The organism is Stenotrophomonas sp. YJH_SMC_16, from assembly GCF_059367875.1.
Window position 1 is genome coordinate 84,614 of record NZ_JCAFRH010000006.1, and the last position, 23,510, is coordinate 108,123.

A 23,510-nucleotide genomic window follows, 5' to 3' on the forward strand; every position below is an offset into this window, starting at 1 on the left:
CGGCCCGCAACCGTCACCATGGCGGGCCCGCTTTCTGTCATGGATGGTTGCAGTGCTGAGTACGATCGGTTTGTTGATGGGCCTGTATGTGGCCTGGCGCCTGTTCTGGCCACTGCGCATGCCCACCTGGATGAAAGTCGTGCTGTCACTGCTGTTGGTGGGCGTTGCCGTGCAGCTGCGCATCGTCGCCATGTTCTGGGGCACGATGGCCTCGCCCGAGATTCCGAAACTGGCCATCGCCACGCTGGCCACCGGCTCCACGGCGGTGTTGCTGCTGGCGTTGCTGATGCTGGCGCTGGACGTGAGCCTGCTTGCTTCCCGCCTGCTGCGCTGGCCACGCGCGGTAGCCGCATTGCGCACGCGGAGTCTGCGACCGGCGGCCGGCTTGCTGGCCCTGCTGGTCAGTGGTTATGGCATCAGCCAGGGCATGGCGGTGCCCCAGCCTCGGCAGATCGACGTGGCGATCAAGGATCTGCCGGCCGCGTTCGACGGCTATCGCGTGCTGCAGCTGACCGACATCCACGCCAGCCGCCTGCTGACCGGTGACTGGGTGCGCAGGGTGGTGGACCAGAGCAACGCACTGACGCCGGACCTGATCGTGATCACCGGCGACCTGATCGACGGCAGTGTCGAGGCCCGCCGTGACGACGCGCGTCCACTCGTGGACCTGCGGGCGCCGGACGGCGTCGTCGCCATCACCGGCAACCACGAGTATTACGCGCAGTACCAGGCGTGGATGCAGGCGTTTCGCGTGCTGCACATGCAGGTGCTGGAGAACAGCCACATGCAGGTGCGGCGTGGCGATGCGGCGCTGACCATCGCCGGTGTCACCGACCCGGTGGCGGCACGCTACGGCCTGCCGCTGCCGGATATGGACGCTGCATTGGCTGGCGCCGATCCCTCCGCGCCGGTGATCCTGCTCGATCATCGCCCACGCAATGCGCGTGAGGCCGCTGCGCGCGGTGTGAAGCTGCAGTTGTCCGGGCATACCCACGGCGGCCAGATCATCGGCATGGACCAGCTGGTGAAGCGGGCCAACGGTGGCTATGTCTCCGGGCGTTACGAGGTGGACGGGATGACACTGTACGTGAGCAATGGCGCTGGCCTGTGGGCCGGATTCCCCGCGCGCATCGGCGTGCCGTCGGAGATCACCCTGATCACCCTGCGCCGCGCCCCGTGACCTGAAGTGGGGTCAGATCCCTTTCCGCAGGGAATTCGCTGCCTTTCGTGCTGGGATCCCTCTGTAGAGCCGAGCCCAAGCTCGGCTGAACCAGAGGCAGCCGAGCATGGGCTCGGCTCTACAGGTAACCGCCTCCTCAAGAACTCCGCAGCGGCGGCCGCGCATGCGCATCGCGCCGCAGCGACTGCGCCCGCTTGGCGATCGCACGCACCACGACGGCGGTGAAGAGCAACGCGGAGGGCACCGCGTACCAGAAGTTGCCGGGCACGCGCTTGAAGTACGAATAGGTGAACACTGCGGCGATGATCCACATGCCGGTCACGTGCAGGCGACGCCACGCAGTGGGACCCATGCGGCGGGCGATGCCACGATGCGAGGTGATGGCCAGGGCGAGGATGGCTACATAGCCGATCGTGCCCGGCAGGTTGGCCAAGGCGGAGCGCGCCGGCCAGAACGCGGGGTTGAGGATGCCGAAGGCGGTGATCGCCACCGCATGCAGCAGGTGCGAGAACGCGAACGACAGGCCGACGATGCGACGCTCGCGCAGCAGGAAGCGGGTGAACGGGCCGGGCAGCAGGCTGGCGAACGAGGATGCGGTGAAGGCGACCAGGAACAGCAGGAACGATGTGCGTGCTGTCACTCGGATCGCCGCGCGGCTGCCCTCGACCACGTCGGGCTGCAGGGTGAACGCCGCCAGTGCGAAGGCGATCAGGACCACGGCGATGGCCACGAACAGGCGCCAGCCGTGCAGGGAGGACGTATTGGAAACAGCCATGATCAAACCTCGAATCAGGAAATGGGTGGCACCGGCCTCTGGCCGGCCAAGGAATGGGGAGTGCCGGCCGCTGGCCGGCGCCTTCAACAGTCGTTCGGCACAACCAGCACGCCGGCCGCGCACAGGTCGCCCAGCAGCGGAATGCAGGCTGTGCGTAGTTCGTCGGCGGCCACGCCATGCAGATCGGCCAGTACCTGCAGCGCGTCTTCCGCACGGGCGCCGTCATCGCCGAACGCCGACAGCAGCGCATATGCCAGCGGTGAAAGTTCCTGCACCTGCAGGCTGAAGTCACCCAGGCGTCGCAGCAGCAGCAACGTCGGCATCGTGGTAGGCGCACCGTTCTGGCCGGCGTCCTCATGCACAGGCCACTGGTAGCCCAGCACCCGCACCAGTGGAGACAGCGCCAGCACGCTGCCTGCCTGTGGCGCATGCAACGGCTGCTGGCCGGTGTGCCGCGCTTCAATGTGCAGTGCCTGCTGCGTGCTTTCGTAATGCGCCAGTTCCGCCACCCAGCCCGGCAGCGCGAGGTCTGCCTGCACGCCCAGCCACGCGGCGAATTCGCCGGCGATCTGCGGGAACAACGGGGTATGGCAGGCATGCCGCGCGTAGTAGTGCTCCACGGTGTCGCGCCAGCAGGCATCACCCAGTTGCGCCTGCAGGCGCGGCAGGCTGCCTGCCAGCAGGCTGTCCAGGCTGTCGATGCAGAGGCGGCGGTAGACCGCCATCCGCCGTGCATCGATGCCCTCAGGCGCGGGCATCGATGGGTCGCGTACATGGTCGGCCCAGCGCTGCTGCAGGGTGGCCAGCGGCTCAGCCATGGGCCACCTCGGGCAGCAGCACATCGGCCTGTGCGTGGCGGATCTGCTCCACCTCGGCCAGCAGCTCGGCCAAAGGCGGGAAGTTGAAATCGCGCTCCAGCAGGGTGGGGCGCACGCCGACACGCGCATAGGCCTCACCCAGCAGCGCCCAGACCACGCCCTTCACCGGCGCGCCGTGGGTGTCGATCTTGAAGCCATCGTCTTCGTCGAAGTGGCCGGCCACGTGCAGCGAGGCGACGCGATGCGCCGGCACGCGTGCCAGGAAATCGAAGGCGTCGTAGCCGTTGTTGCAGGCGTTGACGAAGACATTGTTGACGTCCAGCAGCAGGTCGCAGTCGGCCTCGGCCAGCACTGCAGTGATGAAGTCGATCTCGCTCATGTCCGCGCCTGGCACGGCGTAGTAGGAGATGTTCTCCACGGCGATGCGCCGGCCCAGTGTGTCCTGCACCTGGCGGATGCGACCGGCAACGTGATGCACGGCCTCGGTGGTGAACGGCAGCGGCAGCAGGTCATAGACATGGCCGCCGGCGGCGCAGTAGCTCAGGTGTTCGCTGTACAGCTGCACCTGGTGCAGGTCGAGGAACGCGCGGGTCTGCGTCAGCAGGGTGCGGTCCAGCGGGTCCGGCCCTCCCAGCGACAGCGACAGGCCGTGGCAGGTCAGGCGGTGGCGCTCACTCAGCTGGCGCAGCGCGGCGCCGTGGGCACCGCCAACTCCGATCCAGTTGTCCGGCGACACTTCGAGGAAGTCGATGGCATCGGCCGGCATCGCCAGCAGTTCATCGATCAGGCCACGGCGCAGGCCGAGACCGGCACTGGCGGAAGGCAGGGGCAAGCGCATGCGACGGTACTCCAGGGCAGTGGCGCCGCCGTGGCGGCGGCGCCGGGGGGACGATCAGTCGTTGACGCGGGAGAACAGGCCCTTCGGCATCGGTTTGCCGTTGGCGGTGTAGACACTGCGCAGGTAGTCGTGCGCCTCCTGTTCGCTGATGTAGCCGTCGTGGTCGGTGTCGATGCGGTCGAATTCAGCGGCGCGCTTGGCCGCCACGGCGTTGAACTCGGCACGCGAGACCCGGCCGTCGTGGTCACGGTCGGTGCGGGCAAACGAAGCGTCGCCGCACTTGCCTTCGCCACACTGGCCTTCGGCCACCTTGGCCTTGGCGGCAGGCTTGCCAGTGGCGGCCTTGTTGGCGCCGCACTTGCCTTCACCGCACTTGCCTTCGGCGGCGGCGCTCATGGCCACGGCACCGATGGCCAGTGGCTGGATCGCGGCCGCCTGGCCGGCCAGCAGCAGGCCACCGGCCAGGGCGATGCCGATGGCGCCGATGCGCGGCAGACGGGAAGCAGCGGTGTTCTTGGTCGAGACGGACATGGTGATGACTCCTTGGATGGGCACGCAGGGCGTGCGGGATGGACGCCGCTTGAAGGCGACGGAAACGAAGGGAAGAAGCGCGGGAAGGGGTTAAGCGGATCAGGCGTTGCGGCGACGGCGCAGTCGGTAACCCAGCAGCAGGGCGCCGCCGAGTAGTGCGCCACCGAAACCGATACCGGGCAGCAGCGCGGCGACCGGCAGCAGCAGGGCGATCAGGCTCACGCCCCAGCCGAGGCCGTCGTTGCCCGCCGCGGCGCGCTGCGGGCCGGCCAGCAGGCGGTCCAGGCTGAGTGCACCGCCGCCGTTGAGGATCAGCGGCAGCAGCATGGCCAGGAACAGCAGCGGCAGCTTGAAGTTGCCGTAGCCCTGGTCGGTGATTGCGTAGCCCTGCCACAGCTCACCCAGGCTGTTCCATTGGTCCGGCCAGTGCACGGCAGCGATGGCAACAAGGGTCAGCACCCAGAAGATGTAGGCCACCGAGCGCGTGGCCAGGCCCAGCAGCAGCATCACCGCGCCCACCAGTTCCAGCCAGGTGGCCAGCTGCCAGTTGAGTGACGCAGGCAGGGTGGAGAACGGGAACGGGAAACGCCCTTCCAGGTCGGCGAACCAGTTCTGTCCGCCCAGCTTCTCGCGGCCCGATTCAAAGAACTCCCAGGCCAGCAGGGCGCGCAGCGCCAATGGCGAGAGCCAGCGGCCGACGGCGTCCAGGCGGGGTGTATACACGGAAGAAGCGGAGCTGATCATGGGAGTGTCCTGCGGGCCAGTGGTCGATGGAGGCCATTCCGAGCCACGCAGGTATCGGCAACGTGTGCTGTTGCCCGGGGTTTTGTCAGCGACTGTGGCTGTGTCAGGGGGTTCGTACAGTCAGATACAAAGACGCCGCGTCGGGCGTTCGCCGGGCCATGCCCAGCGGCCGAATGTATCCAACTGTAGAAATCCGCCGCCGCCCTACAGTCCGGTACAACTCTGCCTCGCAGCGAAACAGCGCCGATACACCCCCAGGCGGAAATGGACACTCCCAACACCGGAGTGCCACCCATGATCCGCACCACCCTGCTCGCCGCTGCCCTCGCCCTTGCCGGCGTCGCGACGCCGGCATTCGCCGCCGAGGCCGATGCCGGCGCCGCGCCCACCGTCATCCTGGTCCACGGTGCCTTCGCCGATGGCTCCAGCTGGAACAAGGTCATCACCACCCTGCATGACTGGAAACTGCCTGCGGTGGCCGTGCAGAACCCGCTCACCTCGCTGGCCGACGATGTGGCCGCCACCCGTCGCGCGATTGCCGCCGCACCGGGCAAGGTCGTGCTGGTCGGCCACAGCTGGGGCGGCACGGTCATCACCGAAGCGGGCAACGATCCCAAGGTGCAGGCGCTGGTGTACGTGGCCGCATTCGCACCGGATGCCGGGCAGTCATCGGCACAGCAGGGCGAGGGCTATCCGGTCGGCCCGGGCCTGACGCGCCTGCAGGAGAAGGACGGCTACCTGACCCTGCCAGCCGACGCCATCGCCCAGGACTTCGCACCGGATGTGATGAAGAAGACCGCTGCACTGTTGTACAGCACGCAGGTGCCATTGAAGGCCAGCGCGCTGGGTGAGTCCGTCACTGTGGCCGCGTGGCGCAGCAAGCCGAGCTGGTACGTGCTCAGCCGTGACGACCGCATGTTGTCGCCGCAACTGCAGGCGGCCACCGCAAAGCGCATTGGCGCGCAGCTGCAATCGATCGGCAGCAGCCATGTGTCGCTGCTCTCGCACCCGGCTCAGGTGGCTGACAGCATTCTGGAAGCCGCAGGCGTGAAGCCGGCCGAACTGCCGCTGGCCGAGCAGGGAGGCTGAACGATGGGCGCGCTGCGTGTGTATGTACTGCCGTTGCTGCTGGGCCTGCTGGGTGGGGCTGCGCTGCTGATGGCCTGGCCCAGCCCGGAGGCCGGTGCGCATCCGGCGCAGGCCGCTCCTGCTGTCGGGTTCGATGGCGGCGGGCCCTGGCACAACAGCCCACCGCTCGCGTTGAATCAACTGCGTGGGCAGGTGGTGCTGGTCGAGTTCTGGACCTACGCCTGCAGCAACTGCCTCACCGTGGCACCGCATGTGCACCAGTGGCATGCACGTTACGCGCGGCAGGGCCTGCAGGTGATCGGCGTGCATACTCCGGAGTTCGCCTACGAAGGCCTGCCCGGCAATGTGCGCAAGGCCATCGCGCGGCTGGATATCACCTGGCCGGTGGTGCAGGACAACCAGTACCGGATCTGGAACGCCTGGGGCAACCGCTTCTGGCCGGCGCTTTACCTGGTCGACCGGCAGGGCAGGGTGGTCTACCGCCACTACGGTGAGGGCGACTACGCACGTACCGAGAGCGAGATCCAGCGCCTGCTGGCCAGCCCCTGAGCCGCGCTACCATGGCCGCGCCGCGCGGCCTTGACCTCCGTCTTCATCGAGAACGCAATGAACCACGTACCGCACATCCTTGTCGTCGACGATGACAGCGAGATCCGCCAGATGCTGGCCGACTACCTGCAGCGCAACGGCCTGCGCGTCAGCCAGGCCGATGGCGGCCGTGCGATGCGCGCGCTGATGGACACCCACGCGGTGGACCTGGTAGTGCTGGACGTGATGATGCCCGGCGAGGACGGGTTGAGCCTGTGCCGCAACCTGCGTGCCGGCAAGCATCGCGCGGTGCCGGTGGTGCTGCTGACCGCCCGCGACGACGAAACCGACCGCATCATCGGCCTTGAAATGGGCGCCGATGACTACGTGACCAAGCCGTTCTCCTCACGCGAACTGCTGGCGCGCATCAATGCGGTGATCCGGCGCACGCAGATGCTGCCGCCGAACCTGCAGGTGAGTGAAGCCGGCCGCCAGTTGGCCTTCGGCGACTGGCGCTTGGATACCACTGCCCGCCATCTGCTGGATGCGCAGGACACCGCCTATCCGCTCAGCGGTGCGGAATTCCGACTGCTGCGCGTGTTTCTCGACCACGCCAACCGTGTGCTCAGCCGCGACCAGCTGCTCAGCCTTACCCAGGGCCGTGATGCAGAACTGTTCGATCGTTCCATCGATCTCCTGGTCAGCCGCGTGCGCCAGCGCCTGGGCGATGACGCGCGTGAGCCCACCTACATCAAGACCGTGCGCAGCGAAGGCTACGTGTTCAGCGTGCCGGTGCAGCTGCTGGGGCCGGAGGAATGAACGCCCGCGCGCGCCGCCTGCCGTGGCCGCGCACGCTGTCGGCGCGCCTGCTGCTGGTGCTGCTGGGCGGTTTGATCCTGGCCCATGCGCTGTCCTTCGGCCTGTTGTTCTACGAACGCTACCAGTCCACCCGCAGCATGATGCTGCGCAACCTGGACGAGGATGCAGCAGTGAGCGTGGCCCTGCTGGAACACCTGCCGGCCGACCAGCGCCAGGCCTGGGTGCCGCGGTTGGAGCGGCGCACGTACCGTTACCTGTTGCGCCCGGCACAGGCCGGCCCGGCGTTGGAAACCGATCGTGCGCGCCAGGTCACCGCCATCATCGATGACAGTCTGGAACACCGCTATCCGCTGCAGGCGCGGCAGGTGGCACGGCTGCCGGAACGTTTTGAAGTGGAGCTGCGCCTGCACGACGGTTCACCGTTGACCATCGAAGTCACACCGTCGGGCCTGCCCCTGGCGCGCTGGCTGCCGGCCGTGCTGCTGGTGCAGCTGGCCCTGCTGCTGGTATGCGCCTGGCTGGCGGTGCGGCTGGCATTGCGCCCGCTGCGGCAGCTCTCGCACGCCGTCGAGCAACTGCAGCCTGGCAAGGACGCACCGATGCTGCCCGAAGACGGCCCCGCCGAAGTGGGCATGGCCGCAGCCGCGCTCAATGCACTGCAGGCGCGGATCCGTGGCCATGTCAGCGAGCGGCTGCAGATTCTGGCGGCCATCTCGCACGATCTGCAGACGCCGATCACGCGCATGAAGCTGCGCGTGGAAACCCTGCCCGAAGATGCCACCCAGCAGCGCCTGCTGGATGACCTGGACCACCTGGGGCAACTGGTGCGCGAAGGCGTGGCCTACGCGCGCAGCAGCCACGTGGCCAGTGGCGCGCCAGTGGCGATGGATCTTGGCGCGTTCCTGGCCAGCGTGGTGGGCGACTATGAAGACATGGGCAAGGCGGTCCGTGGTGGCGCACCCACAGGCCTGACCGTGCAGACCTGGCCGCAGCCGCTGCGGCGGGTGGTCGGCAACCTGGTCGACAACGCGTTGCGCTACGCCGGTAGTGCCGAGATCGAGGCGGGGCGCGATGCAGCAGGCCGGCCGTGGATCAGCGTGTCCGACCGCGGCCCCGGCATCCCGGAGGACCAGCTGCAGGCGGTGCTGGCACCGTTCCATCGGCTGGAAAGCTCACGCAACCGCGATACCGGCGGCACCGGGCTGGGTCTGGCCATCGCCGTGCAGCTGGCGCAGTCGCTGGGCGGCTCGCTGCGGCTGCACAACCGTGAGGGCGGTGGCCTGCGGGCCGAATTGCAGCTGCCGGGGTAACTGGCGGGGTCAATGCATCCAAGCACCTGCATGGCCTCGGGATCGGCGATCATCTAGCGGGTGTCGAAACCAGGAAACACGCAATGCAGGGAACGCAGCATTCAATCCAGCGTGCGCGCCACGTCGCGCTGCTGGTCGGTCTACTCGTGCTGGCCGCATGTCAGCGCACACCGGATGCGCTGACCGGGACACCCGCAGCGGGCACATCGCTTGCCGCCCCGGCCACGGCAACAGACCTCTCTCCGCTCCTCGATGCCTTGCCGACCTGCGCGCTGGACGGCTGGTACATCGATCATCAGACTGGGCGTCCGGCCCATCCCTGGCTGGCCGAGAACGCGTCGACACCCTGCAAGGTGGATGAGGAAAACGAGATCGCCACGTTCTGCGTGCGGGGGCAATGGAAAGGATTGCCGGTGGAGGAGGTGATCCTTCCGACGATGACGTTCGTTTCATTCCGTGGTGCGAAGATCGGCCTGCCGCTGGAGAGGGCACGCTCGATTGTCCGCCATCAGTTCGGGCAGGATTTCCCGGGCGGTGCGGCCTACGAGGCGGGACGCGAGCCGAAATTGATGGCCGATCCCGAGGATGCACAGCGCTCGTGGCTGCTGTGCAGCACGCCGGAACCGGGAGACGACCTGGGCGACCAGGCAGGCGTGAGCTATTCCGGCATGAACCTGCCCTACGACCACGACGGATGCAGCTATCGCTACAGCCCGATCGATTTCTGCGATGCGCAGCACGTGGCGCGCATCGAGGAAGCCCTCAGGAACGAAAAGCCCAACTTCAACCAGCACTACCTGCTGGTGCAGGTCGATGATCGCCCCGGGTTCTTCCAGCGCTCGGTGGTGCTGGTCGACACCCGCACCGGACGCGCCACGCCATTGCCGATCGATGCCTTCACCGGGCCAGCGGAGAAGGGCGGAGACGCCATCCGCTACGGAACCCTGGAAACGGGCGTAGACCGGCAGCAGTTCTGCCTGGATGGCGCGTTGCTTGTCTATCGCGCGTTCGAGGAAGGGCGGTTCTGCTTTGGCTTTGATGGTGAGCGCTTCACCGGGCACGAGACGCAGTACATGCAGCCGATGGATGGCCGATGACCGGCATTTCACCCGGGTCGTGACACCCTGCCAGGAACCTGCACCCACGGGAACGAGGCTGTTGAAGGCGAACAAGCAATGACCGCGGCGCGGCAGCGCTCGATGTGGGTGGCCGGCCTGTCCACGGTGGTGGAGTGGTACGACTTCACCCTGTACCTGTACTTCGCCACGGTGTTGTCGCGGGTGTTCTTCGGTGGTGGCGAGCAGGCGCTGCTCGTCACGCTTGCCGGCTTCGCGGTGTCCTACCTGATGCGTCCACTGGGCGCGCTGTGCTTCGGCCACCTGGGCGACCGCCTGGGCCGGCGCTGGATGCTGCTGGCTTCGATGGCGTTGATTGCGGCGGCAATGCTGGCCACTGCGCTGCTGCCAACCGCGGCCACCGCAGGCACCACGGCGGGCGTGCTGCTGCTGGTACTGCGCTGCGTGATGGCGTTTTCGGTGGGCGGCGAATACACCGGCGTGGTGGCCTACCTGCTGGAAAGCGCACCCGTGCGGCGACGAGGCCTGGTGACCTCGCTGGCGTCGGCAGCCAGCGAAGTGGGGGCGCTGCTGGCGGTGGCGATTTCCGCGCTCACGGTCGCGCTGCTGCCCATCGCGCAGCTGGACAGCTGGGGCTGGCGCATTCCGTTCTTCTTCGGTGCCGCGCTGGCACTGGTGATCCTGGTTGCGCGGTCGGGCATGCGTGAATCGCCTGAGTTCGAGCGCCAGCAGCGCGAGGGCAGCATTCCCGCCACGCCGCTGCGGCATGTGCTCCGCAACCATCCCGCAGCAGTGGCGCGCACCTTCGCGATCTCGGCGCTGGGCTCGATCACCTACTACGTGGGCATCACCTACGTGCCGTCGTTCCTGCATGCGCAGGGTCATGACGAAGCCGATGCGCTGTGGCTGTCGACGATTGCGGCAGTGGCGGTGATCGCGATCACGCCACTGTGCGGCGCATTGTCCGACCGCGTCGGACGACGGCCGGTGCTGCTGGGCCTGACCGTGCTGGCAGCGCTGCTGCCGCTGTCCCTGTTCGCGTGGATGGCGCAGGCGACGGCGCTGGGCATCGCGCTGGCCGCCGTGCTGCTGGCCTGCGTGGCCGGTGGTGTCAGTGCGGTCGCGGCCCCGGCCACGGCCGAGCAGTTCCCGGGCGAAGGCCGGGTCAGCGGGTTGGCACTGGGTGTGACCATGGCCACCGCGGTGTTCGGCGGCGCGACGCCTTGGCTGGCGCAATGGTGGGTGGAACGCAGCGGCTGGGCGGCGGCACCGGGCGCGATGATCGCGCTGGTGGCAGTGCTGGTGCTTCCGGTGCTGTGGACCCTGCCCGAGACCGTCCCAGGCAGGGCCAGACGCTAGCCGATCAGACCTTCAGGGTCTGCTCGATGTCGGCCAGTACCGCGGCCGCATCCACGCCGATGGCGACGGACTGCAGCACGTGGCCATCCCACACGCTGGGGCCGAAGCCCATGCCTTCCGGCTTCGGAATGGTCATGCCACGGGCAACGCCGTCGGTGGCCACGCGCACGCTGGCACGCTCGAACTGGAACAGCTCCGGACGGGTCAGGGCAATGCAGGCGCAGCAGTCGTGCACGACCATGCCCTTGTGGCCGGCCTGCAGGTAGAAGTCCACGTAGTCCTGCGACAGTGCACGGACCAGCTCGGCGTCGGCGCCGCCGAGTGCGGCCAGTTTATCCAGGCCGTCACGGTCCATTTCCACGCGGGTGGTCACGTCCAGGCCGATCGCGGTGACCGGCCAATCGGTGGTGAACACCACATCGGCTGCTTCGGCATCGCCCCAGATGTTGGCCTCGGCGGCCGGGGTGATGTTGCCGTTGACGTGGAAGGCGCCGCCCATCAGCACCACGCCGCGCACCAGGCCGGCGATGTCCGGTGCCTGCTGCAGGGCCAGGGCCAGGTTGGTCATGCGGCCCACGGCGACCAGGGTCACCTCGCCCGGATGGGCGCGGACCAGGTCGATGATCAGCTGGTGGGCGGGGCGCGCGTCGGCGGTCACGTCCAGTTCGGCCGGCACCGGGTGGTTGCCCAGGCCGTTGTGGCCGTGGATGTGCACCGGCCAGGCTTCCGGGGTGGCTTCCGGCTGCAGCGGGCCACCGGCACCGCGCGCGACCGGGGCGGCAAAGCCCCAGGCCTGCTTCAGGTACAGCGCATTGTGCGTGGTCGACTCCACCGAGGCATTGCCGAAGGTGGTGGTGACGCCGATCAGGTCGATCTGGGCGTGCTTGTGCAGGTACAGCAGGGCCAGGGCGTCGTCGACGCCCGGGTCGGTATCGAAAATGACTTTCAGCATGTTGTTGTTCTTCTTCTTCCGTGTGGTGCGGGGGGCGCCGGCGGCCCGGAGACAGGCCGGCGCGCCCTACATTGTCCCATCTTCATGACAGGCAGGGCCAATGCCGGCGCGGCGGGCCATAATGCCCCCAGTCCAGGCACGGAGTCGCCGCATGCTGATCGTTGCCCTTCTGCTGGTCCTGCTGGTGCTGGGCCTGAACGTGGTGGCTACCGTGGTGATCGTCAAGCGTGATGGCCTGTCGGCGGGCGGCCGGACGGCGCAGTTGCTGCTGATCTGGCTGCTGCCGCTGGTGGGCGCAATCCTGTGCATGGCGGTGGCCACGGCCGATGGCTCGGGAAGCCGGGGGGACAACGGTCTCGGCGGTGCCTACGATTACTCGGGCGGGTATTCCGGCGACAACTACAGCCAGCACAACCACAGCAGCTCCGACTGTGGAAGCGACGGCGGCAGCAGTGACGGTGGTGGTGGCAGCTGCAGCGATTGAGGTCTCTGTAGAGTCGAGCCTTGCTCGACTGCACTTCGCTCCAACGCCGCGGTGCCTGATTGAACAGCAGTCGAGCATGGCTCGACTCCACAAATGCGACGACGGCCTGCTCAGCCGCCGCCTTCGGTCGGCAGCGGCGCCGGCACATTCAACAACCCGCCTGCCGCGACATAGGCGGCCAGCGCCTGGCCCTGGCTGAGCAGGTGGCGCTCCATGGTGCGTTCGGCGGCGGCGGCATCGCGCCTGCGGAAACACTCCATCAGTTCGCGGTGCTCGGCCAGCGACTGCGCGGTACGGCCCGGAGTCAGCAGCTGGCGGCCACGGTGCATCTTCAGGATGCGGTGCAGGTCGTGGGTGATCCGGATCAGCCACGGGTTGCCGGCGTAATGTTGCACGGTCTCGTGAATGAGGTAGTTGTTGCGGTAGTACTCGGCGATGTTGCCTTCGGCCGCTGCCGTCTCCATTGCTGCATGCAGGTCTTCCAGCTGCTGCACACCGGCATCGTCGATGTGCTTCACCGCCTCGTGCGCGCAGCGGCCTTCCAGCATAGCCATCACCGGAAACAGCTGGTTGAGGTCTTCCAGCGTCAGTCGCGTGACCCTGCTGCCACGACCCGCATCGATCTGCACCAGGCCTTCAGCGGCCAGCAGCTTCAGCGCCTCGCGCAGCGGTGTGCGGCTGATGCCCAGTTCTTCGCACAGCGCGGGCTCGTCGATCCACTCGCCCGGCGGCAGGCGATAGTCATAGATGCGTTCGCGCACGTGTTCGGCCACCTCTTCGTACAGAGGTGCGCGCTTCTTCGGTGACCGCGGGGCAGGGGCAATAGCCATGCGCAGAGTGTAACGCCAGGTCGTGCCGACCAGTGGCCGGCACGACCGTTCGACGGTTACATCCAGCCGGGCACCACGAACACCAGCCAGGCCAGCAGCGGCCCCAGCGCGACCACCAGACCGCTGTACACCAGGAAGCGGCGGAACAGGGTCTCGCGCTCTTCCTTCGCGGCCGAGGCCACCACCAGTGCGCCATTGGTGGAGAACGGGCTGACATCGACGATGGTGGACGACACCGCCAGCGCGCAGATCACGCCGGCGGCGCTGAGGTGGCCCTGCATCAGAAACGGCACCGCCAGCGGAATCGTGGCGCCCAGTACCGCCGCCGAGGAAGCGAATGCGGAGACGATGCCGCCGACGTAGCAGACCAGCAGCGCGCCCAGCAGCGGAATGCCTATGTCGGACACGCCGTTGCCGATGAAGTCCACCGCGCCGGCATGTTCCAGCACGCCGATGTAGGTCACCACGCCGCAGATCAGCAGCACGGTGGACCAGCTGATGCCATCGACCGCACCCTTCTGGCTTTGTGGCGACAACAGCGCCAGCGCCACCGCCACGGTGATCGAGACCAGGCCGACGTTGAGGTTGTAGATCAACGCGGCCACGCCCAGGCCGAGCAGGCCGATCAGGGTGAACAACCGCTCGCGGGTCAGGCCCACCGCGTCCAGTGCCGCCGGATCATTGCTGAGCGTGCCGCCGCCTGCTGCGACCAGCGCGCCATGGCCTTCGATCGCGAACTGGCGCGACGACGCCTGCGGGCCGCCGGCCATCGCCAGTTCGGCAGTGCCGATCGTTCCTGCTGCGGTGATCGAGCCACGCCGCAGCAGGGCGACGCCACCGAAAGCGAAGAAGCAGATCGTGGCCATCATGAAGTTGAAGCCCAGGCTGGTCAGGAACACCGCCATCTCGGTCACTTCCAGCCCGGCCTTCTGCACCACGCCGTTGGTGATGCTGCCGTACACGCTGATGGGCGAGAAGCCGCCGGCCTGCGCACCGTGGATGACCAGCAGGCCCATCATCAGCGGGTTGATGTTGTATTGCTTGGCAAAGCGCAGCGCGACCGGCCCGATGATCGCCACCGCGGCGGGGCCGAGTGCGCCGAAGGCGGTGAGGACCGCGGTGATGACGAACATCACCCACGGAATGGCCACGATATGGCCGCGTACCGCTTTCACCGCCCAGTGCACCAGCAGGTCGATGGTACCGTTCTTCTGCGCGATGGCGAACAGGTAGGTGATGCCGACCAGGGTCAGGAACAGATCGCCGGGAAAGCCGGCCAGGACCTCCTTGCCGCCCATGTCGACCCACAGCCCACCGATGATGAAGGCCAGCGCGAAGGCGACGGCGCCCATGTTGATCGGCATCGCCGTGGCGACGAAGAACATGATCACCAGACCGATGATCGTTGCGATTTGTGGACTCATGCGCCCTCCCAGACACGTGACTCACGTACAGCGCGGATGGAGACCCGCCATCCCGGGGTAAGGCGACGTACTGCGTGTTGCGTACTGCTCGAACCCGTTACTGCAGCCGCTCCAGCGCGTTGCGGACCCAGCCCGCCGCGCCGTCGAGGCTCTGGAATTCCTCCACCGCGCGCACCTCGCAGCACGGATAATCGGACGCGACCATGCGGGCCAAGGCATTGCCCGGGCCCAGCTGCAGGAACACCCGCGCACCGCGCTCGTAGGCCTGGCGCATCACCTGCGCCCACTCGATGGTCTGCGCCAGCTGCAACGACAGCGTGTGGACCGCCGTTGTGCGATCCCGCACCGGACGCGCATCGATGCCGGCCAGCAGCGGCAGGCGCGGGGCCTGTAGCGCGGAGGCATCGAGGGCCGCAGCGAACGGTGCGACCGCCGCTGCCAGCAGCGGTGTGTGCGCCGGAACGTGCACCGGCAGCGGCCGGATGCCTGCACCGCGTGCACGCGCTGCATCGGCCAGGCCCTGCAGCGACGCGTGCGTGCCGCCCACGATGAAATGGTCGTGCCCGTTGGCGATGGCCACGTACGCACCGTGCAGATCGCACAGCGGCTGCAGTACGTGGCGTTCCAGGCCAAGCACCGCCTGCAGACCTGCATCGGCGGGGCTGGCGCTGTCCATCAACCGCGCGCGCCGAGCGGCGAGAGCCAGGCAGGTGGCGGCATCAACGCTGCCGGCGATCGCATGCGCGGCCAGTTCACCGATGCTGTAGCCGGCCACCAGCACCGGTGCTTGCACCGCTTCGCGAAGTCCCTGCCAGTGCGCGAGGCTGGCTGCACACAGCAGGGGCTGCGCGAGTGCATTGCCGAAGCGCGATTCGTCAGCGGCCGCCGCGAACACATCGCGTCCAAGCACTGCGCTGGCAGCCTCCAGGACGTTGCGCGCGGCAGGCAGATCGCGCACGTGCTCGAACATCGCGGCGTGCTGCGCGCCTTGCCCGGGGCAGAGCAGGGCAAGGCTCATACGCCCTCCTGCTGCAGCAGGAACCAGCTGCAGGCAAGCAGATCAGCACTGCCACCAGGGCTCAGGCGGCGTGCGACGAAGCGCTCACCGATGCCGTGCAGGCGTGCCTGCCAGCCGGGTACGAAGGTACCGCCGCCCTGCAGAAAACGGCGCGCCTGCCGCTGGGCCCAGCGCAGGCCGTCGGCGCCGCCACGGTGCAGCAGGTTGAGGTCATCCACGCACGCGATCAGCTGCATCAGGGTCTGGCACATCGCGGCCTCGCGTGGCAGGCCGCTGGCCAGTGCGTGGCGCAGGGTAGGCAGTGCCACGTCGCGCAGCAGCGGGTAGCCGGTGGCCGCTTGTTCGCGCACACCTTGCACGCCGTGCCGCGCGCGCGCGCGCTGGCCAGGGCTGTTCGCATCCAGAGGTGCGCCGGCGAGCTCGGCAGCCCAACGGCGCACTTCCTGGCAGACCTGCTCACCCGTGGCGGCATGGCCCAGGTGGGAGCGACAGGCCGCGGCGGCCGCCACCAGCAGGCCGAGACTGAAGACCGCGCCACGGTGGGTATTGATGCCGGCGGTCGCGCGCAGCATCGCGGTTTCGGCGGCGATGCCACACCGGCGCAAGGCGTCGAAGTCCGCCCCGGCTGCACCGAGGTATGCCACGGCGGTGAAATAGTGGCGCAGCGCGAACAGGCTGCGCAGGAACGTGCCGGCGTCCATGTCGTGATGGCTGCCGGTGTCGAAGGGTGTGACCAGTCCGGGCTTGGGCGCCAGCGCCAGCTCCGCATGCAGGCTGGCGACGGCGAGGCGCCCCAGACGCGCGGTGTCCACGGCAGCTGCCGGCCTGACCGCCGGTTGCACGACGGCGTTCATGCGCTCACCCCGGCGGAGGCGAACAATGCCTCGCGTGGTTCCAGTGCGGCACCATCGAGGCGCTTGACCAGTACCTCGCGGCTGCGTCCGGCGTACTCGCGCCAGTTCACGGCGGCGTCGCCGCCCAGGCACAGCTCGCCATCGACCCGCCGGTCGTGTTCGGCTTCCCATGCCTGTAGCCGTGCAGCCAGGGCATCGGCCTGCGCGGTGGTGTCGATCGGCCACAGCAGATCGACGTCCGAGCGCGCGTGCACATAGCGCAGGCCAGTGAGGTGCTGCCACGCGAAGGCACCGATTACGCGCGCCCCAGCGATGTTCTGCAGCACTTCAAGGGGCCGCTGCCAGTCCTGTGGAACGTCGCCTTCCAGCACCGTCTGAAGTGTCGGCGGCGGCGCGGTGCGCAGCACATCGTGTGCTGGTACGCGCAGGGCCAGGCGCAGTTTGCCCTCGACGGGCGGTAGCGGCACGCCCAGACGCAGGCGGGGGTCCGCATCATCGGCGGCACGTCGCGCGACGATGGCCGGCCGGCCCTGCGCAAACCAATCGGCCAAGCGCGACTCATGCGCGGCAATGTCCGCCTGCCAGCCGGCGTGCGCTGACAGCCAGACCAGCGTATGGCGGGGCAGCCGCTCAGGCATCGCCCTGGCTCACGGCAGCAGCCACGCGTGCGGCCAGCATGCGCCCGCCACGTTCGGCTCCGCGCACGGCGCGGCGGTCGCCATCGGCGGGCGTGCGCAGTGCCTGCAGCAGGTGGGCGGCCAGGTTGCCGTTCCAGATCGAGTCCACCGCACCCATCGCTACGTAGTTTTCCACGCCCGGCGCGAACACCGGTGAGGTCTGGCTGAGCGACTGCAGCTTCTCCAGCGGCTGCTTGGTCACCCGTGCCATCGCGCGCAGGTCCATCACCCGCACCTGTGCATCGGGCAGGGCGTGGATGTGGTCGGCCATCAGACCGAATGAGAGGAAGCCGCCACTGACGGATTCACCGTAGACCAGCGTGACCAGTTGCGCACCACGGCGGCGTGCCAGATCGAGCGTCTGCGCGAGATGCGCAAAGTAACCATTGATGCCAAGCAGTTCGTCGCGCCGCGCCAGGCGCTGGCCGGCGGTATCCACCAGCATCACGATCGGCCGCTGAGGATGTGCGCGGGTGCTGGCCAGCACCATCCCGGCCAGTGCCAGTGCGTGGTCCACGCCGACTTCGAGTTTGTCGGCGGTACCGATCACGGTCACCTCGCCGTCCTCGGTGGTAGCGCTGCCGGTCAGCACCGAATCGTTCACCGCAATGGCATGCCCCTGCGGGAACAGGGCATCGAGCAGGCTCTGCAGTTGCATGCTCATGGCAGGCTCCGGTCGGCGGTGGCGATGAGGAATTCATCGGTGTCGAGCAGTGGCAGGCGTTCGGGGTGGGGAATGCCCAGCCGCGCCCAGATCTCCAGGCCATCGCGGCAATCGCTCCAGGCCTGCACGCGGGCTTTCAATGCCGCATGGCGTTCCTGCAGCGCGGCTAACGCCGCACCGGTATCGGTGCTGGCGGCATCGGGCTGCAGCGCATCGCTTGCGGCCTGTGCGAAGGCTTCGATGGCGTCGGGTACCAGCACCTGCGCCTGGTCGATCAGGTAGCGGTGCTTGCCGCCGGTCACGCGCCAGACCAGCGCACGGTCGCGCGAATCGAACTCTTCCACGCCGCGTACCGTCTCGATCACTTCCGGGCCGGACAGCGACAGCCGGCCTTCCTCGGACATGATGACCGTGCTGCAGCAGCGGGCGACGATGCCCATGCCGCCGAACGCACCATTGCCGCTGCCGATCAGGGCGATCACCGGCACGCCCGCTGCACGCGCGTCCAGAGTGGCGCGCATGATCTCGGAAATGGCGATGAGCCCTGCATTGGCTTCGTGCAGGCGCACGCCGCCGGTGTCGAGCAGGAGCAGCACCCCGTCAGGGCGGGTTGACGCCGCACGGCGCAGCAGCCCGGTCAGCTTGGCGCCGTGCACCTCGCCCACGCCGCCGCCGATGAATTCACCCTGTTGTGCGGCCAGCAGCACGCGCTTGCCCTGCAGCATGGCTTCGCCGACCACGATGCCATCGTCGAAGGCAGCCGGCTGGTCGAGCTGGGCCAGGTGCGGGCTCATCACGCGCCGTGCGGGGCCGAGGAATTCGCGGAACGAACCGGCATCGACCAGGCCGGCGATGCGTTCGCGTGCATCGGCTTCGTAATAGCTGTGGCGTTGCACGTGGCTCATGGCGTGCCTCCGGCCAGCAGGGTTTCCACGGCCTGGTCCAGTCGCAGGCTGACCACCGCCGGAGTTGCACCCGCATCGTTGATCGAGATGCGTACATCGCGCAGCGGATGACGCTCTGCGAAGTCGCTGATCACCGCTTGCCACACGTTGCCGAAGCCCTGTGCGGCGGTGATGATGCGCACCGTCATCGCGCCGTCCTGCGCCGCCGGCTCCAGCAGGATTTCCAGGTTGCCCGAGGCCAGTACGCCGACCAGCACCGCATCGCGCGGAAACTGCACCGCAGTGTGTCCTTCGAATCGATAGTCGAGGGTTTCCATGCTCAGCCCCTTACCAGTTGCGGAAGCGCTTGGGCGGGTCGTACAGTCCGCCGGACCAGCGCACCAGGTCCTTCACCGAACGCGCCGCCAGCAGGTCACGGCTGGCATCGCGCACGGAGATGCCCAGGTCATCGGGACGGCGGATCACGCCGCGGTCGCGCAGGTTCTCCACCATCGCGCGGTCGCGGCCCATGCCCACGGCGGTATAGCCGGCCACGCCACGGATCGCCTGTTCGCGCTCCTCCGGCGTGCGGCACAGCAGCAGGTTGGCGATGCCTTCCTCGGTCAGTACATGGCTGACATCGTCGCCGTAGATCATCACCGGCGGCAGTGGCATGTCCGCGTGTTCGGCCAGTTCCCACGCATCGAGGCGTTCGACGAAGGCCGGCGCCATGTGCTCGCGGAAGGTCTCCACCATCTGCACCACCAGCTTGCGCCCGCGCGGCATCTCGCCCGGGCGCGCGGCCTGCTGCCCGGCCTTGATCCAGGCATCGCTGGCGTGGCGACGACCGCGCGCATCCGAGCCCATGTTCGGTGCACCGCCAAACCCGGCGATGCGGTCGCGGGTGGCGGTGGAGCTGTTGCCCTGCAGGTCTATCTGCAGTGTGGAACCGATGAACATGTCGCAGGCATACAGGCCGGCGGTCTGCGAGAACGCGCGGTTGGAACGCATCGAGCCATCGGCGCCGGTGAAGAACACATCGCCTCGCGCCGCGATGTATTTCTCCATGCCCAGTTCCGAACCGAATGAGTGCACCGACTTCACGAAGCCCGATTCAATGGCCGGAATCAGCGCCGGATGCGGGTTCAGTGCCCAGTGCTGGCAGATCTTTTCCTTCAGGCCGAGCGATTCGGCGTAGGTGGGGAGCAGCAGTTCGATGGCCGCCGTATCGAAGCCGATGCCATGGTTGAGGCGGTTGACGCCGTACTCGGCGTAGATGCCCTTGATGGCCATCATCGCCATCAACACCTGGATCTCGGAGATCTGCGCCGGGTCGCGGGTGAACAGCGGTTCGATATGGTTCGGCTTCGGTGCCTGCACCACGAAGTTGACCCAGTCAGCGGGAATGTCGACGCGGGGGAGGGTGTCGACGATTTCGTTGACCTGGGCAATGACGATGCCGCCACCGAAGGCGGTGGCTTCGACGATCACCGGCGTGTCTTCGGTGTTCGGGCCGGTGTAGAGGTTGCCGTGGCGGTCTGCGGCCTGCGCGGCGACCAGGGCCACGCGCGGGGTCAGGTCGATGAAGTAGCGGCCGAACAGTTCCAGGTAGGTGTGGATGGCACCGATCTGGATGCGCCCTTCAGCCACCAGGTTGGCCAGCCGCACCGACTGCGGGCCGGAGAACGAGAAGTCCAGTTTCGAAGCGATACCACGCTCGAATACATCCAGGTGCGAGGGCAGGGACAACACCGACTGCACCATGTGCAGGTCATGCACCCGTGCCGGGTCGAGGTCGGCCAGGGCCTGGGCGAGGAAGTCGGCCTGCTTCTGGTTGTTGCCCTCCAGGCAGACCTTGTCGCCTGGCTCCAGCAGTGCGTGCAGCAGCTCGCCCACATCGGTGGCGGCGACCTCGCGTCCCCGGGCCCACGGCGCGGCACGTTCCAGGCGGGCCTGGCGGCTGCGTTCCAACGTATCCCAGCTCGGGTTCATCGACCGGCTTCCGATTGGTGTCGATGTAATTACGGCATAATTATGAAGAGGGGTGCAACCTGCAGTGCAGCAAAAAGAAGGGCCCGCACGAAGGCGGGCCCATTCAGGTAGGCCACGACGGTGGGTCGTGGCGGAGGGCGTGCCGACCAACGGTCGGCACCCACCAGGCACCCACCGGTTCGCGGGTGGCTCAGAACTTCCAGCGCAGGCTGGCCGACACGAAGCGCGGTTCGCCGTAGTTGTTGTAGTCCAGATTCGCCCAGTAGGTCTTGTCCAGTGCGTTGCGCACGCTCAGCGTTGCGGTCCAGCTGTCGCTGATGCGGTAGTTGGCATTGAACTGCACCAGCATGTAGGCCGGCTGGTTCACCGTGACCGTGCCGCCCAGCGGGTAGGCGATGTTGTAGCCCTGCACCTTGCTCTGCCACTGCAGGCCGCCGCCAACGCTCAGGCGTTCCAGCGCGCCGCGCAGCTGCAGCTGGGTGTTGAGCTGCAACAGATCCTTCGGCGGATTGGCGTACAGCAGGTCGGTAGCCGCTCGGGTGACCTTGACGTGGGTGTAGCCGGCATTGACCGTCCAGCCCGGCAGGATCTCGCCGTTGACGTCCATCTCCCAGCCGCGCGCCTTGGTGCCGTTGACGCCGACGTAGGCGGAGGTGCCATCGCTGAGCGAACCTTCCGGCACGCCCATGTCGCGCACCGCGTAGTTGTCCTGCTTGGCCTCGAACACGGCGGCATTGGCGGTCAGGCGGCCATCCAGCCACTGGGTCTTGATACCTGCTTCCAGGTTCGAACCCTGCACCGGTGCCAGCAGGTTCTCGTTGCGGTCCTTGAAGTTCTGCGGGTTGAAGATCTCGGTGTAGCTGGCATAGGCCGACACGTTCGGGGTGATGTCGTAGACCAGGCCCACGTAGGGAGTAACTTCATCGCTCACCTTGTAGGCGCCGCTGGTGCCGGTGTAGGCACCTGCGGCGTTGTACGAGCGGCTGAGGGTTTCCCAGCGGCTCAGGCGCGCGCCTGCAATCAGCGACAGCGGATCGGCCAGGCGCAGACGGGTGGCCAGATAGACGCCACTCTGCGTGGTCCTGGCCACGCGGCGCGCGCCGGTACGGCGGTAGGTCACCTCGGAGATGTCGCCGTTCCAGTTGTACACGTTGGGAATGTAGTAGCAGCGCTCGCCGCCGCAGCGTGCCCAGTCGTTCGGGAAGTTCAGTGCAAGCGTGTTAGTGGTGCCTTCCAGGTCCGACCACTGTGCGCCAACGGTGAGGTCGTGCTCGCGGCCGAACAGGTCGAAGCTGCCGGACAGGTAGGCATCGACATTGCGGCGGGTGTCCTTGGAATCACCGGCGGCGGCACGCAGGAAGATGCCCGAGCCGGTCACCGGGTCCGGGTTGCCGGTGCCGTACAGGCGCACGTTCTGCACGTTGCCACGGGTGTAGGCGGTGTTGATCTTCAGCAGCCAGTTGTCACCGAAGCGCTGTTCCAGGTTGGCGAACGCGGTGTTGCTCTCGCGCTTCCAGTAGCTCCACTTCGGCGACAGGTTGGTCGAACGCGGCAGGTGGGCGAAGTTGCCCTGGTTGTCGAAGAACGGCACGGTGCCCCAGGTTGAACCGGTGGGGTTGTTGTCCTGGCTCTGGTAACCGAGGGTGATCGTGGTGCTGTCGGTGACGTCGCCTTCCAGCACCGCCATGCCGGCCATCTTGTTCTCGTCGTAACGGTCGTAATACAGGCCACGATCGGTATAGGCGGCGACCACGCGGCTGCGGAAACGGCCGTCATCGGTCAGCGGCGCGGTCACGTCCGCCTCCATGCGCCGATAGTCCCAGCTGCCGGCACTGACCGAGAACGATGCGTCGAATTCCTTGCCCGGACGCTTGCGCAGCAGGTTGACCGTGGCCGACGGCACGCCGGCGCCGCTGAGCAGGCCGTTGGCGCCGCGGATCACTTCGATGCGGTCGTAGAAGGCGGTGTCGTATTCCTGGTTGGTGGAGCCGCTGTAGGTGGGAATGCCATCGACCTGGAAGTCAGTGATGGCAAAGCCACGCGCGTAGTACAGCGGGCGCTGGGTGTCATAGAAGGACACGCTGACGCCGGTGACGTTGCGCATCACGTCGTTGATGCTGAACAGCGATTCGTCCTGCAGGCGCTTGAGGCTGATCGCCGTGGCCGACTGCGGGGTTTCCTGCAGCGTGATCGGCAGGCGGGTGGTGCTGGATGGCGGAGCGGACTGCTCGGCACGGACGCTGACCCGGTCCAGGGTCTTGGCATCGGCGGCGCCATCGGCGGCGGCGAACGCGCTGGGCGCGGCCAGCAGGGACAGCGACGAAAGCAGGGCAGCCGGCAGCAGCGCGCGGCGGGGCAGGCGGTTACGCAGGGTCAGGGACATGGTGGGCTCGAGGCTTGGAAGCGGGGAAGGGCGGCAGCAGTCGTCCAGTACCCGGGGCGGCGGCTTCGGGCACATCAGGTCCATCTGGGAGGGAGCAGTCACTGCGTAGGACGCAAATGTAAATAATTCTTAACAACATTACAATTCGCGTCATCGTGCATCGGCTTTCCGGCACCAGGCATCGCCTTCTGTAGAGCCGAGCCCATGCTCGGCTGCTTTTTTGCTGGAGCCGAGCATGGGCTCGGCTCTACAGCAGGGAGCCGCCCCAAAAACGAACGGCC

Annotated in this window: 24 protein-coding genes; 8 read left to right on the forward strand and 16 right to left on the reverse strand. The window is 67.5% G+C overall.

All coding sequences use genetic code 11. The features are described 5' to 3' along the window. Positions 1–43: 43 nt before the first annotated feature. Positions 44–1,180: a metallophosphoesterase gene (locus tag AC5P6E_RS14535; protein ID WP_495231069.1), complete on the forward strand. Its 1,137-nt coding sequence runs from the start codon at positions 44–46 to the stop codon at positions 1,178–1,180. A 136-nt stretch (positions 1,181–1,316) separates the two neighbouring features. On the opposite strand, the gene AC5P6E_RS14540 is transcribed toward AC5P6E_RS14535, so the two are convergent. From AC5P6E_RS14540 to AC5P6E_RS14560, 5 genes are all read right to left on the reverse strand, one after another. Continuing rightward, positions 1,317–1,955, reverse strand: coding sequence for a ferric reductase-like transmembrane domain-containing protein (locus tag AC5P6E_RS14540; protein ID WP_049413541.1), 639 nt, complete (start codon positions 1,953–1,955; stop codon positions 1,317–1,319). Positions 1,956–2,038: 83 nt separating this feature from the next. Further along, positions 2,039–2,773, reverse strand: coding sequence for an HvfC family RiPP maturation protein (locus tag AC5P6E_RS14545; RefSeq protein ID WP_049455587.1), 735 nt, complete (start codon positions 2,771–2,773; stop codon positions 2,039–2,041). Continuing rightward, on the reverse strand, positions 2,766–3,611 hold the full coding sequence (locus AC5P6E_RS14550) for an HvfB family MNIO-type RiPP peptide maturase (protein WP_049413507.1): 846 nt from the start codon (positions 3,609–3,611) through the stop codon (positions 2,766–2,768). Before AC5P6E_RS14550 ends, AC5P6E_RS14545 begins: the two co-directional genes overlap by 8 nt. 54 nt (positions 3,612–3,665) lie before the next feature. Beyond that, positions 3,666–4,142 carry an HvfA family oxazolone/thioamide-modified RiPP metallophore gene (locus AC5P6E_RS14555; protein WP_010483445.1) on the reverse strand — a complete coding sequence of 159 codons (477 nt, stop codon included), beginning with the start codon at positions 4,140–4,142 and terminating at the stop codon, positions 3,666–3,668. A 99-nt stretch (positions 4,143–4,241) separates the two neighbouring features. Beyond that, the gene (locus tag AC5P6E_RS14560) at positions 4,242–4,886 is read right to left on the reverse strand and encodes an HvfX family Cu-binding RiPP maturation protein (RefSeq protein ID WP_010483443.1); all 645 of its coding nucleotides are present in this window, start codon (positions 4,884–4,886) and stop codon (positions 4,242–4,244) included. A 294-nt stretch (positions 4,887–5,180) separates the two neighbouring features. On the opposite strand from AC5P6E_RS14560, the gene AC5P6E_RS14565 reads away from it, so the two are divergent. The 6 genes from AC5P6E_RS14565 (at position 5,181) to AC5P6E_RS14590 (ending at position 11,067) form a co-directional block, all read left to right on the forward strand. Further along, positions 5,181–5,975: an alpha/beta fold hydrolase gene (locus AC5P6E_RS14565; protein WP_010483441.1), complete on the forward strand. Its 795-nt coding sequence runs from the start codon at positions 5,181–5,183 to the stop codon at positions 5,973–5,975. Positions 5,976–5,978: 3 nt separating this feature from the next. After that, the gene (locus AC5P6E_RS14570) at positions 5,979–6,524 is read left to right on the forward strand and encodes a redoxin domain-containing protein (protein WP_159359896.1); all 546 of its coding nucleotides are present in this window, start codon (positions 5,979–5,981) and stop codon (positions 6,522–6,524) included. A 57-nt stretch (positions 6,525–6,581) separates the two neighbouring features. After that, positions 6,582–7,322 (forward strand): response regulator, encoded by a 741-nt coding sequence (locus AC5P6E_RS14575; RefSeq protein ID WP_010483437.1) that lies wholly within the window; start codon positions 6,582–6,584, stop codon positions 7,320–7,322. Beyond that, positions 7,319–8,632 (forward strand): sensor histidine kinase, encoded by a 1,314-nt coding sequence (locus AC5P6E_RS14580; protein WP_430370963.1) that lies wholly within the window; start codon positions 7,319–7,321, stop codon positions 8,630–8,632. Before AC5P6E_RS14575 ends, AC5P6E_RS14580 begins: the two co-directional genes overlap by 4 nt. Before the next feature lie 83 nt (positions 8,633–8,715). Further along, positions 8,716–9,729, forward strand: a complete 1,014-nt coding sequence (locus tag AC5P6E_RS14585; RefSeq protein WP_430370965.1) for a hypothetical protein — start codon at positions 8,716–8,718, stop codon at positions 9,727–9,729. A 78-nt stretch (positions 9,730–9,807) separates the two neighbouring features. Next, complete coding sequence (locus AC5P6E_RS14590) at positions 9,808–11,067, forward strand: MFS transporter (protein WP_483697600.1); 1,260 nt, start codon at positions 9,808–9,810, stop codon at positions 11,065–11,067. Positions 11,068–11,071: 4 nt separating this feature from the next. On the opposite strand, the gene AC5P6E_RS14595 is transcribed toward AC5P6E_RS14590, so the two are convergent. Beyond that, positions 11,072–12,019, reverse strand: a complete 948-nt coding sequence (locus tag AC5P6E_RS14595; protein WP_049413510.1) for a nucleoside hydrolase — start codon at positions 12,017–12,019, stop codon at positions 11,072–11,074. 151 nt (positions 12,020–12,170) lie between these two features. On the opposite strand from AC5P6E_RS14595, the gene AC5P6E_RS14600 reads away from it, so the two are divergent. Continuing rightward, entirely contained in the window at positions 12,171–12,503 is a 333-nt protein-coding gene (locus tag AC5P6E_RS14600; RefSeq protein ID WP_329834531.1) for a hypothetical protein, read from the forward strand. A 110-nt stretch (positions 12,504–12,613) separates the two neighbouring features. On the opposite strand, the gene AC5P6E_RS14605 is transcribed toward AC5P6E_RS14600, so the two are convergent. The 10 genes from AC5P6E_RS14605 to AC5P6E_RS14650 form a co-directional block, all read right to left on the reverse strand. Then, the gene (locus AC5P6E_RS14605) at positions 12,614–13,333 is read right to left on the reverse strand and encodes a GntR family transcriptional regulator (protein WP_019336976.1); all 720 of its coding nucleotides are present in this window, start codon (positions 13,331–13,333) and stop codon (positions 12,614–12,616) included. A gap of 56 nt (positions 13,334–13,389) precedes the next feature. After that, complete coding sequence (locus AC5P6E_RS14610) at positions 13,390–14,757, reverse strand: SLC13 family permease (RefSeq protein ID WP_483697603.1); 1,368 nt, start codon at positions 14,755–14,757, stop codon at positions 13,390–13,392. Between the two features lie 97 nt (positions 14,758–14,854). After that, positions 14,855–15,775 carry a malonate decarboxylase subunit epsilon gene (mdcH, locus tag AC5P6E_RS14615; protein ID WP_049413516.1) on the reverse strand — a complete coding sequence of 307 codons (921 nt, stop codon included), beginning with the start codon at positions 15,773–15,775 and terminating at the stop codon, positions 14,855–14,857. Continuing rightward, positions 15,772–16,629, reverse strand: coding sequence for a triphosphoribosyl-dephospho-CoA synthase MdcB (gene mdcB / locus AC5P6E_RS14620; protein WP_279914274.1), 858 nt, complete (start codon positions 16,627–16,629; stop codon positions 15,772–15,774). The genes mdcH and mdcB overlap by 4 nt, the downstream gene beginning before the upstream one ends. Continuing rightward, on the reverse strand, positions 16,626–17,267 hold the full coding sequence (gene mdcG / locus AC5P6E_RS14625) for a malonate decarboxylase holo-[acyl-carrier-protein] synthase (RefSeq protein WP_010483417.1): 642 nt from the start codon (positions 17,265–17,267) through the stop codon (positions 16,626–16,628). The genes mdcB and mdcG overlap by 4 nt, the downstream gene beginning before the upstream one ends. Continuing rightward, positions 17,260–17,964, reverse strand: a complete 705-nt coding sequence (gene mdcE, locus AC5P6E_RS14630; RefSeq protein WP_049413545.1) for a biotin-independent malonate decarboxylase subunit gamma — start codon at positions 17,962–17,964, stop codon at positions 17,260–17,262. The genes mdcG and mdcE overlap by 8 nt, the downstream gene beginning before the upstream one ends. A 2-nt stretch (positions 17,965–17,966) precedes the next feature. Further along, positions 17,967–18,875, reverse strand: coding sequence for a biotin-independent malonate decarboxylase subunit beta (locus tag AC5P6E_RS14635; RefSeq protein WP_329834527.1), 909 nt, complete (start codon positions 18,873–18,875; stop codon positions 17,967–17,969). Then, positions 18,872–19,192 (reverse strand): malonate decarboxylase acyl carrier protein, encoded by a 321-nt coding sequence (gene mdcC / locus AC5P6E_RS14640; protein ID WP_010483411.1) that lies wholly within the window; start codon positions 19,190–19,192, stop codon positions 18,872–18,874. Before mdcC ends, AC5P6E_RS14635 begins: the two co-directional genes overlap by 4 nt. 10 nt (positions 19,193–19,202) lie before the next feature. After that, positions 19,203–20,846 (reverse strand): malonate decarboxylase subunit alpha, encoded by a 1,644-nt coding sequence (gene mdcA / locus AC5P6E_RS14645; protein ID WP_483697606.1) that lies wholly within the window; start codon positions 20,844–20,846, stop codon positions 19,203–19,205. Positions 20,847–21,036: 190 nt separating this feature from the next. Next, positions 21,037–23,229, reverse strand: coding sequence for a TonB-dependent siderophore receptor (locus AC5P6E_RS14650; RefSeq protein WP_483697608.1), 2,193 nt, complete (start codon positions 23,227–23,229; stop codon positions 21,037–21,039). Positions 23,230–23,510 lie beyond the last annotated feature (281 nt).

Excerpts from the sequence above, each read along its gene's own strand:
- mdcH (WP_049413516.1), bottom strand. The coding sequence starts at position 15,775 with ATGAGCCTTGCCCTGCTCTGCCCCGGGCAAGGCGCGCAGCACGCCGCG.
- AC5P6E_RS14560 (WP_010483443.1), bottom strand. The coding sequence starts at position 4,886 with ATGATCAGCTCCGCTTCTTCCGTGTATACACCCCGCCTGGACGCCGTC.
- AC5P6E_RS14545 (WP_049455587.1), bottom strand. The coding sequence starts at position 2,773 with ATGGCTGAGCCGCTGGCCACCCTGCAGCAGCGCTGGGCCGACCATGTA.
- AC5P6E_RS14610 (WP_483697603.1), bottom strand. The coding sequence starts at position 14,757 with ATGAGTCCACAAATCGCAACGATCATCGGTCTGGTGATCATGTTCTTC.
- AC5P6E_RS14580 (WP_430370963.1), top strand. The coding sequence starts at position 7,319 with ATGAACGCCCGCGCGCGCCGCCTGCCGTGGCCGCGCACGCTGTCGGCG.
- AC5P6E_RS14650 (WP_483697608.1), bottom strand. The coding sequence starts at position 23,229 with ATGTCCCTGACCCTGCGTAACCGCCTGCCCCGCCGCGCGCTGCTGCCG.
- mdcG (WP_010483417.1), bottom strand. The coding sequence starts at position 17,267 with ATGCCTGAGCGGCTGCCCCGCCATACGCTGGTCTGGCTGTCAGCGCAC.
- AC5P6E_RS14565 (WP_010483441.1), top strand. The coding sequence starts at position 5,181 with ATGATCCGCACCACCCTGCTCGCCGCTGCCCTCGCCCTTGCCGGCGTC.
- AC5P6E_RS14540 (WP_049413541.1), bottom strand. The coding sequence starts at position 1,955 with ATGGCTGTTTCCAATACGTCCTCCCTGCACGGCTGGCGCCTGTTCGTG.
- AC5P6E_RS14595 (WP_049413510.1), bottom strand. The coding sequence starts at position 12,019 with ATGCTGAAAGTCATTTTCGATACCGACCCGGGCGTCGACGACGCCCTG.
- AC5P6E_RS14635 (WP_329834527.1), bottom strand. The coding sequence starts at position 18,875 with ATGAGCCACGTGCAACGCCACAGCTATTACGAAGCCGATGCACGCGAA.
- AC5P6E_RS14605 (WP_019336976.1), bottom strand. The coding sequence starts at position 13,333 with ATGGCTATTGCCCCTGCCCCGCGGTCACCGAAGAAGCGCGCACCTCTG.
- mdcC (WP_010483411.1), bottom strand. The coding sequence starts at position 19,192 with ATGGAAACCCTCGACTATCGATTCGAAGGACACACTGCGGTGCAGTTT.
- AC5P6E_RS14590 (WP_483697600.1), top strand. The coding sequence starts at position 9,808 with ATGACCGCGGCGCGGCAGCGCTCGATGTGGGTGGCCGGCCTGTCCACG.
- mdcE (WP_049413545.1), bottom strand. The coding sequence starts at position 17,964 with ATGCAACTGCAGAGCCTGCTCGATGCCCTGTTCCCGCAGGGGCATGCC.
- mdcB (WP_279914274.1), bottom strand. The coding sequence starts at position 16,629 with ATGAACGCCGTCGTGCAACCGGCGGTCAGGCCGGCAGCTGCCGTGGAC.
- AC5P6E_RS14600 (WP_329834531.1), top strand. The coding sequence starts at position 12,171 with ATGCTGATCGTTGCCCTTCTGCTGGTCCTGCTGGTGCTGGGCCTGAAC.
- AC5P6E_RS14585 (WP_430370965.1), top strand. The coding sequence starts at position 8,716 with ATGCAGGGAACGCAGCATTCAATCCAGCGTGCGCGCCACGTCGCGCTG.
- mdcA (WP_483697606.1), bottom strand. The coding sequence starts at position 20,846 with ATGAACCCGAGCTGGGATACGTTGGAACGCAGCCGCCAGGCCCGCCTG.
- AC5P6E_RS14555 (WP_010483445.1), bottom strand. The coding sequence starts at position 4,142 with ATGTCCGTCTCGACCAAGAACACCGCTGCTTCCCGTCTGCCGCGCATC.
- AC5P6E_RS14535 (WP_495231069.1), top strand. The coding sequence starts at position 44 with ATGGTTGCAGTGCTGAGTACGATCGGTTTGTTGATGGGCCTGTATGTG.
- AC5P6E_RS14550 (WP_049413507.1), bottom strand. The coding sequence starts at position 3,611 with ATGCGCTTGCCCCTGCCTTCCGCCAGTGCCGGTCTCGGCCTGCGCCGT.
- AC5P6E_RS14575 (WP_010483437.1), top strand. The coding sequence starts at position 6,582 with ATGAACCACGTACCGCACATCCTTGTCGTCGACGATGACAGCGAGATC.
- AC5P6E_RS14570 (WP_159359896.1), top strand. The coding sequence starts at position 5,979 with ATGGGCGCGCTGCGTGTGTATGTACTGCCGTTGCTGCTGGGCCTGCTG.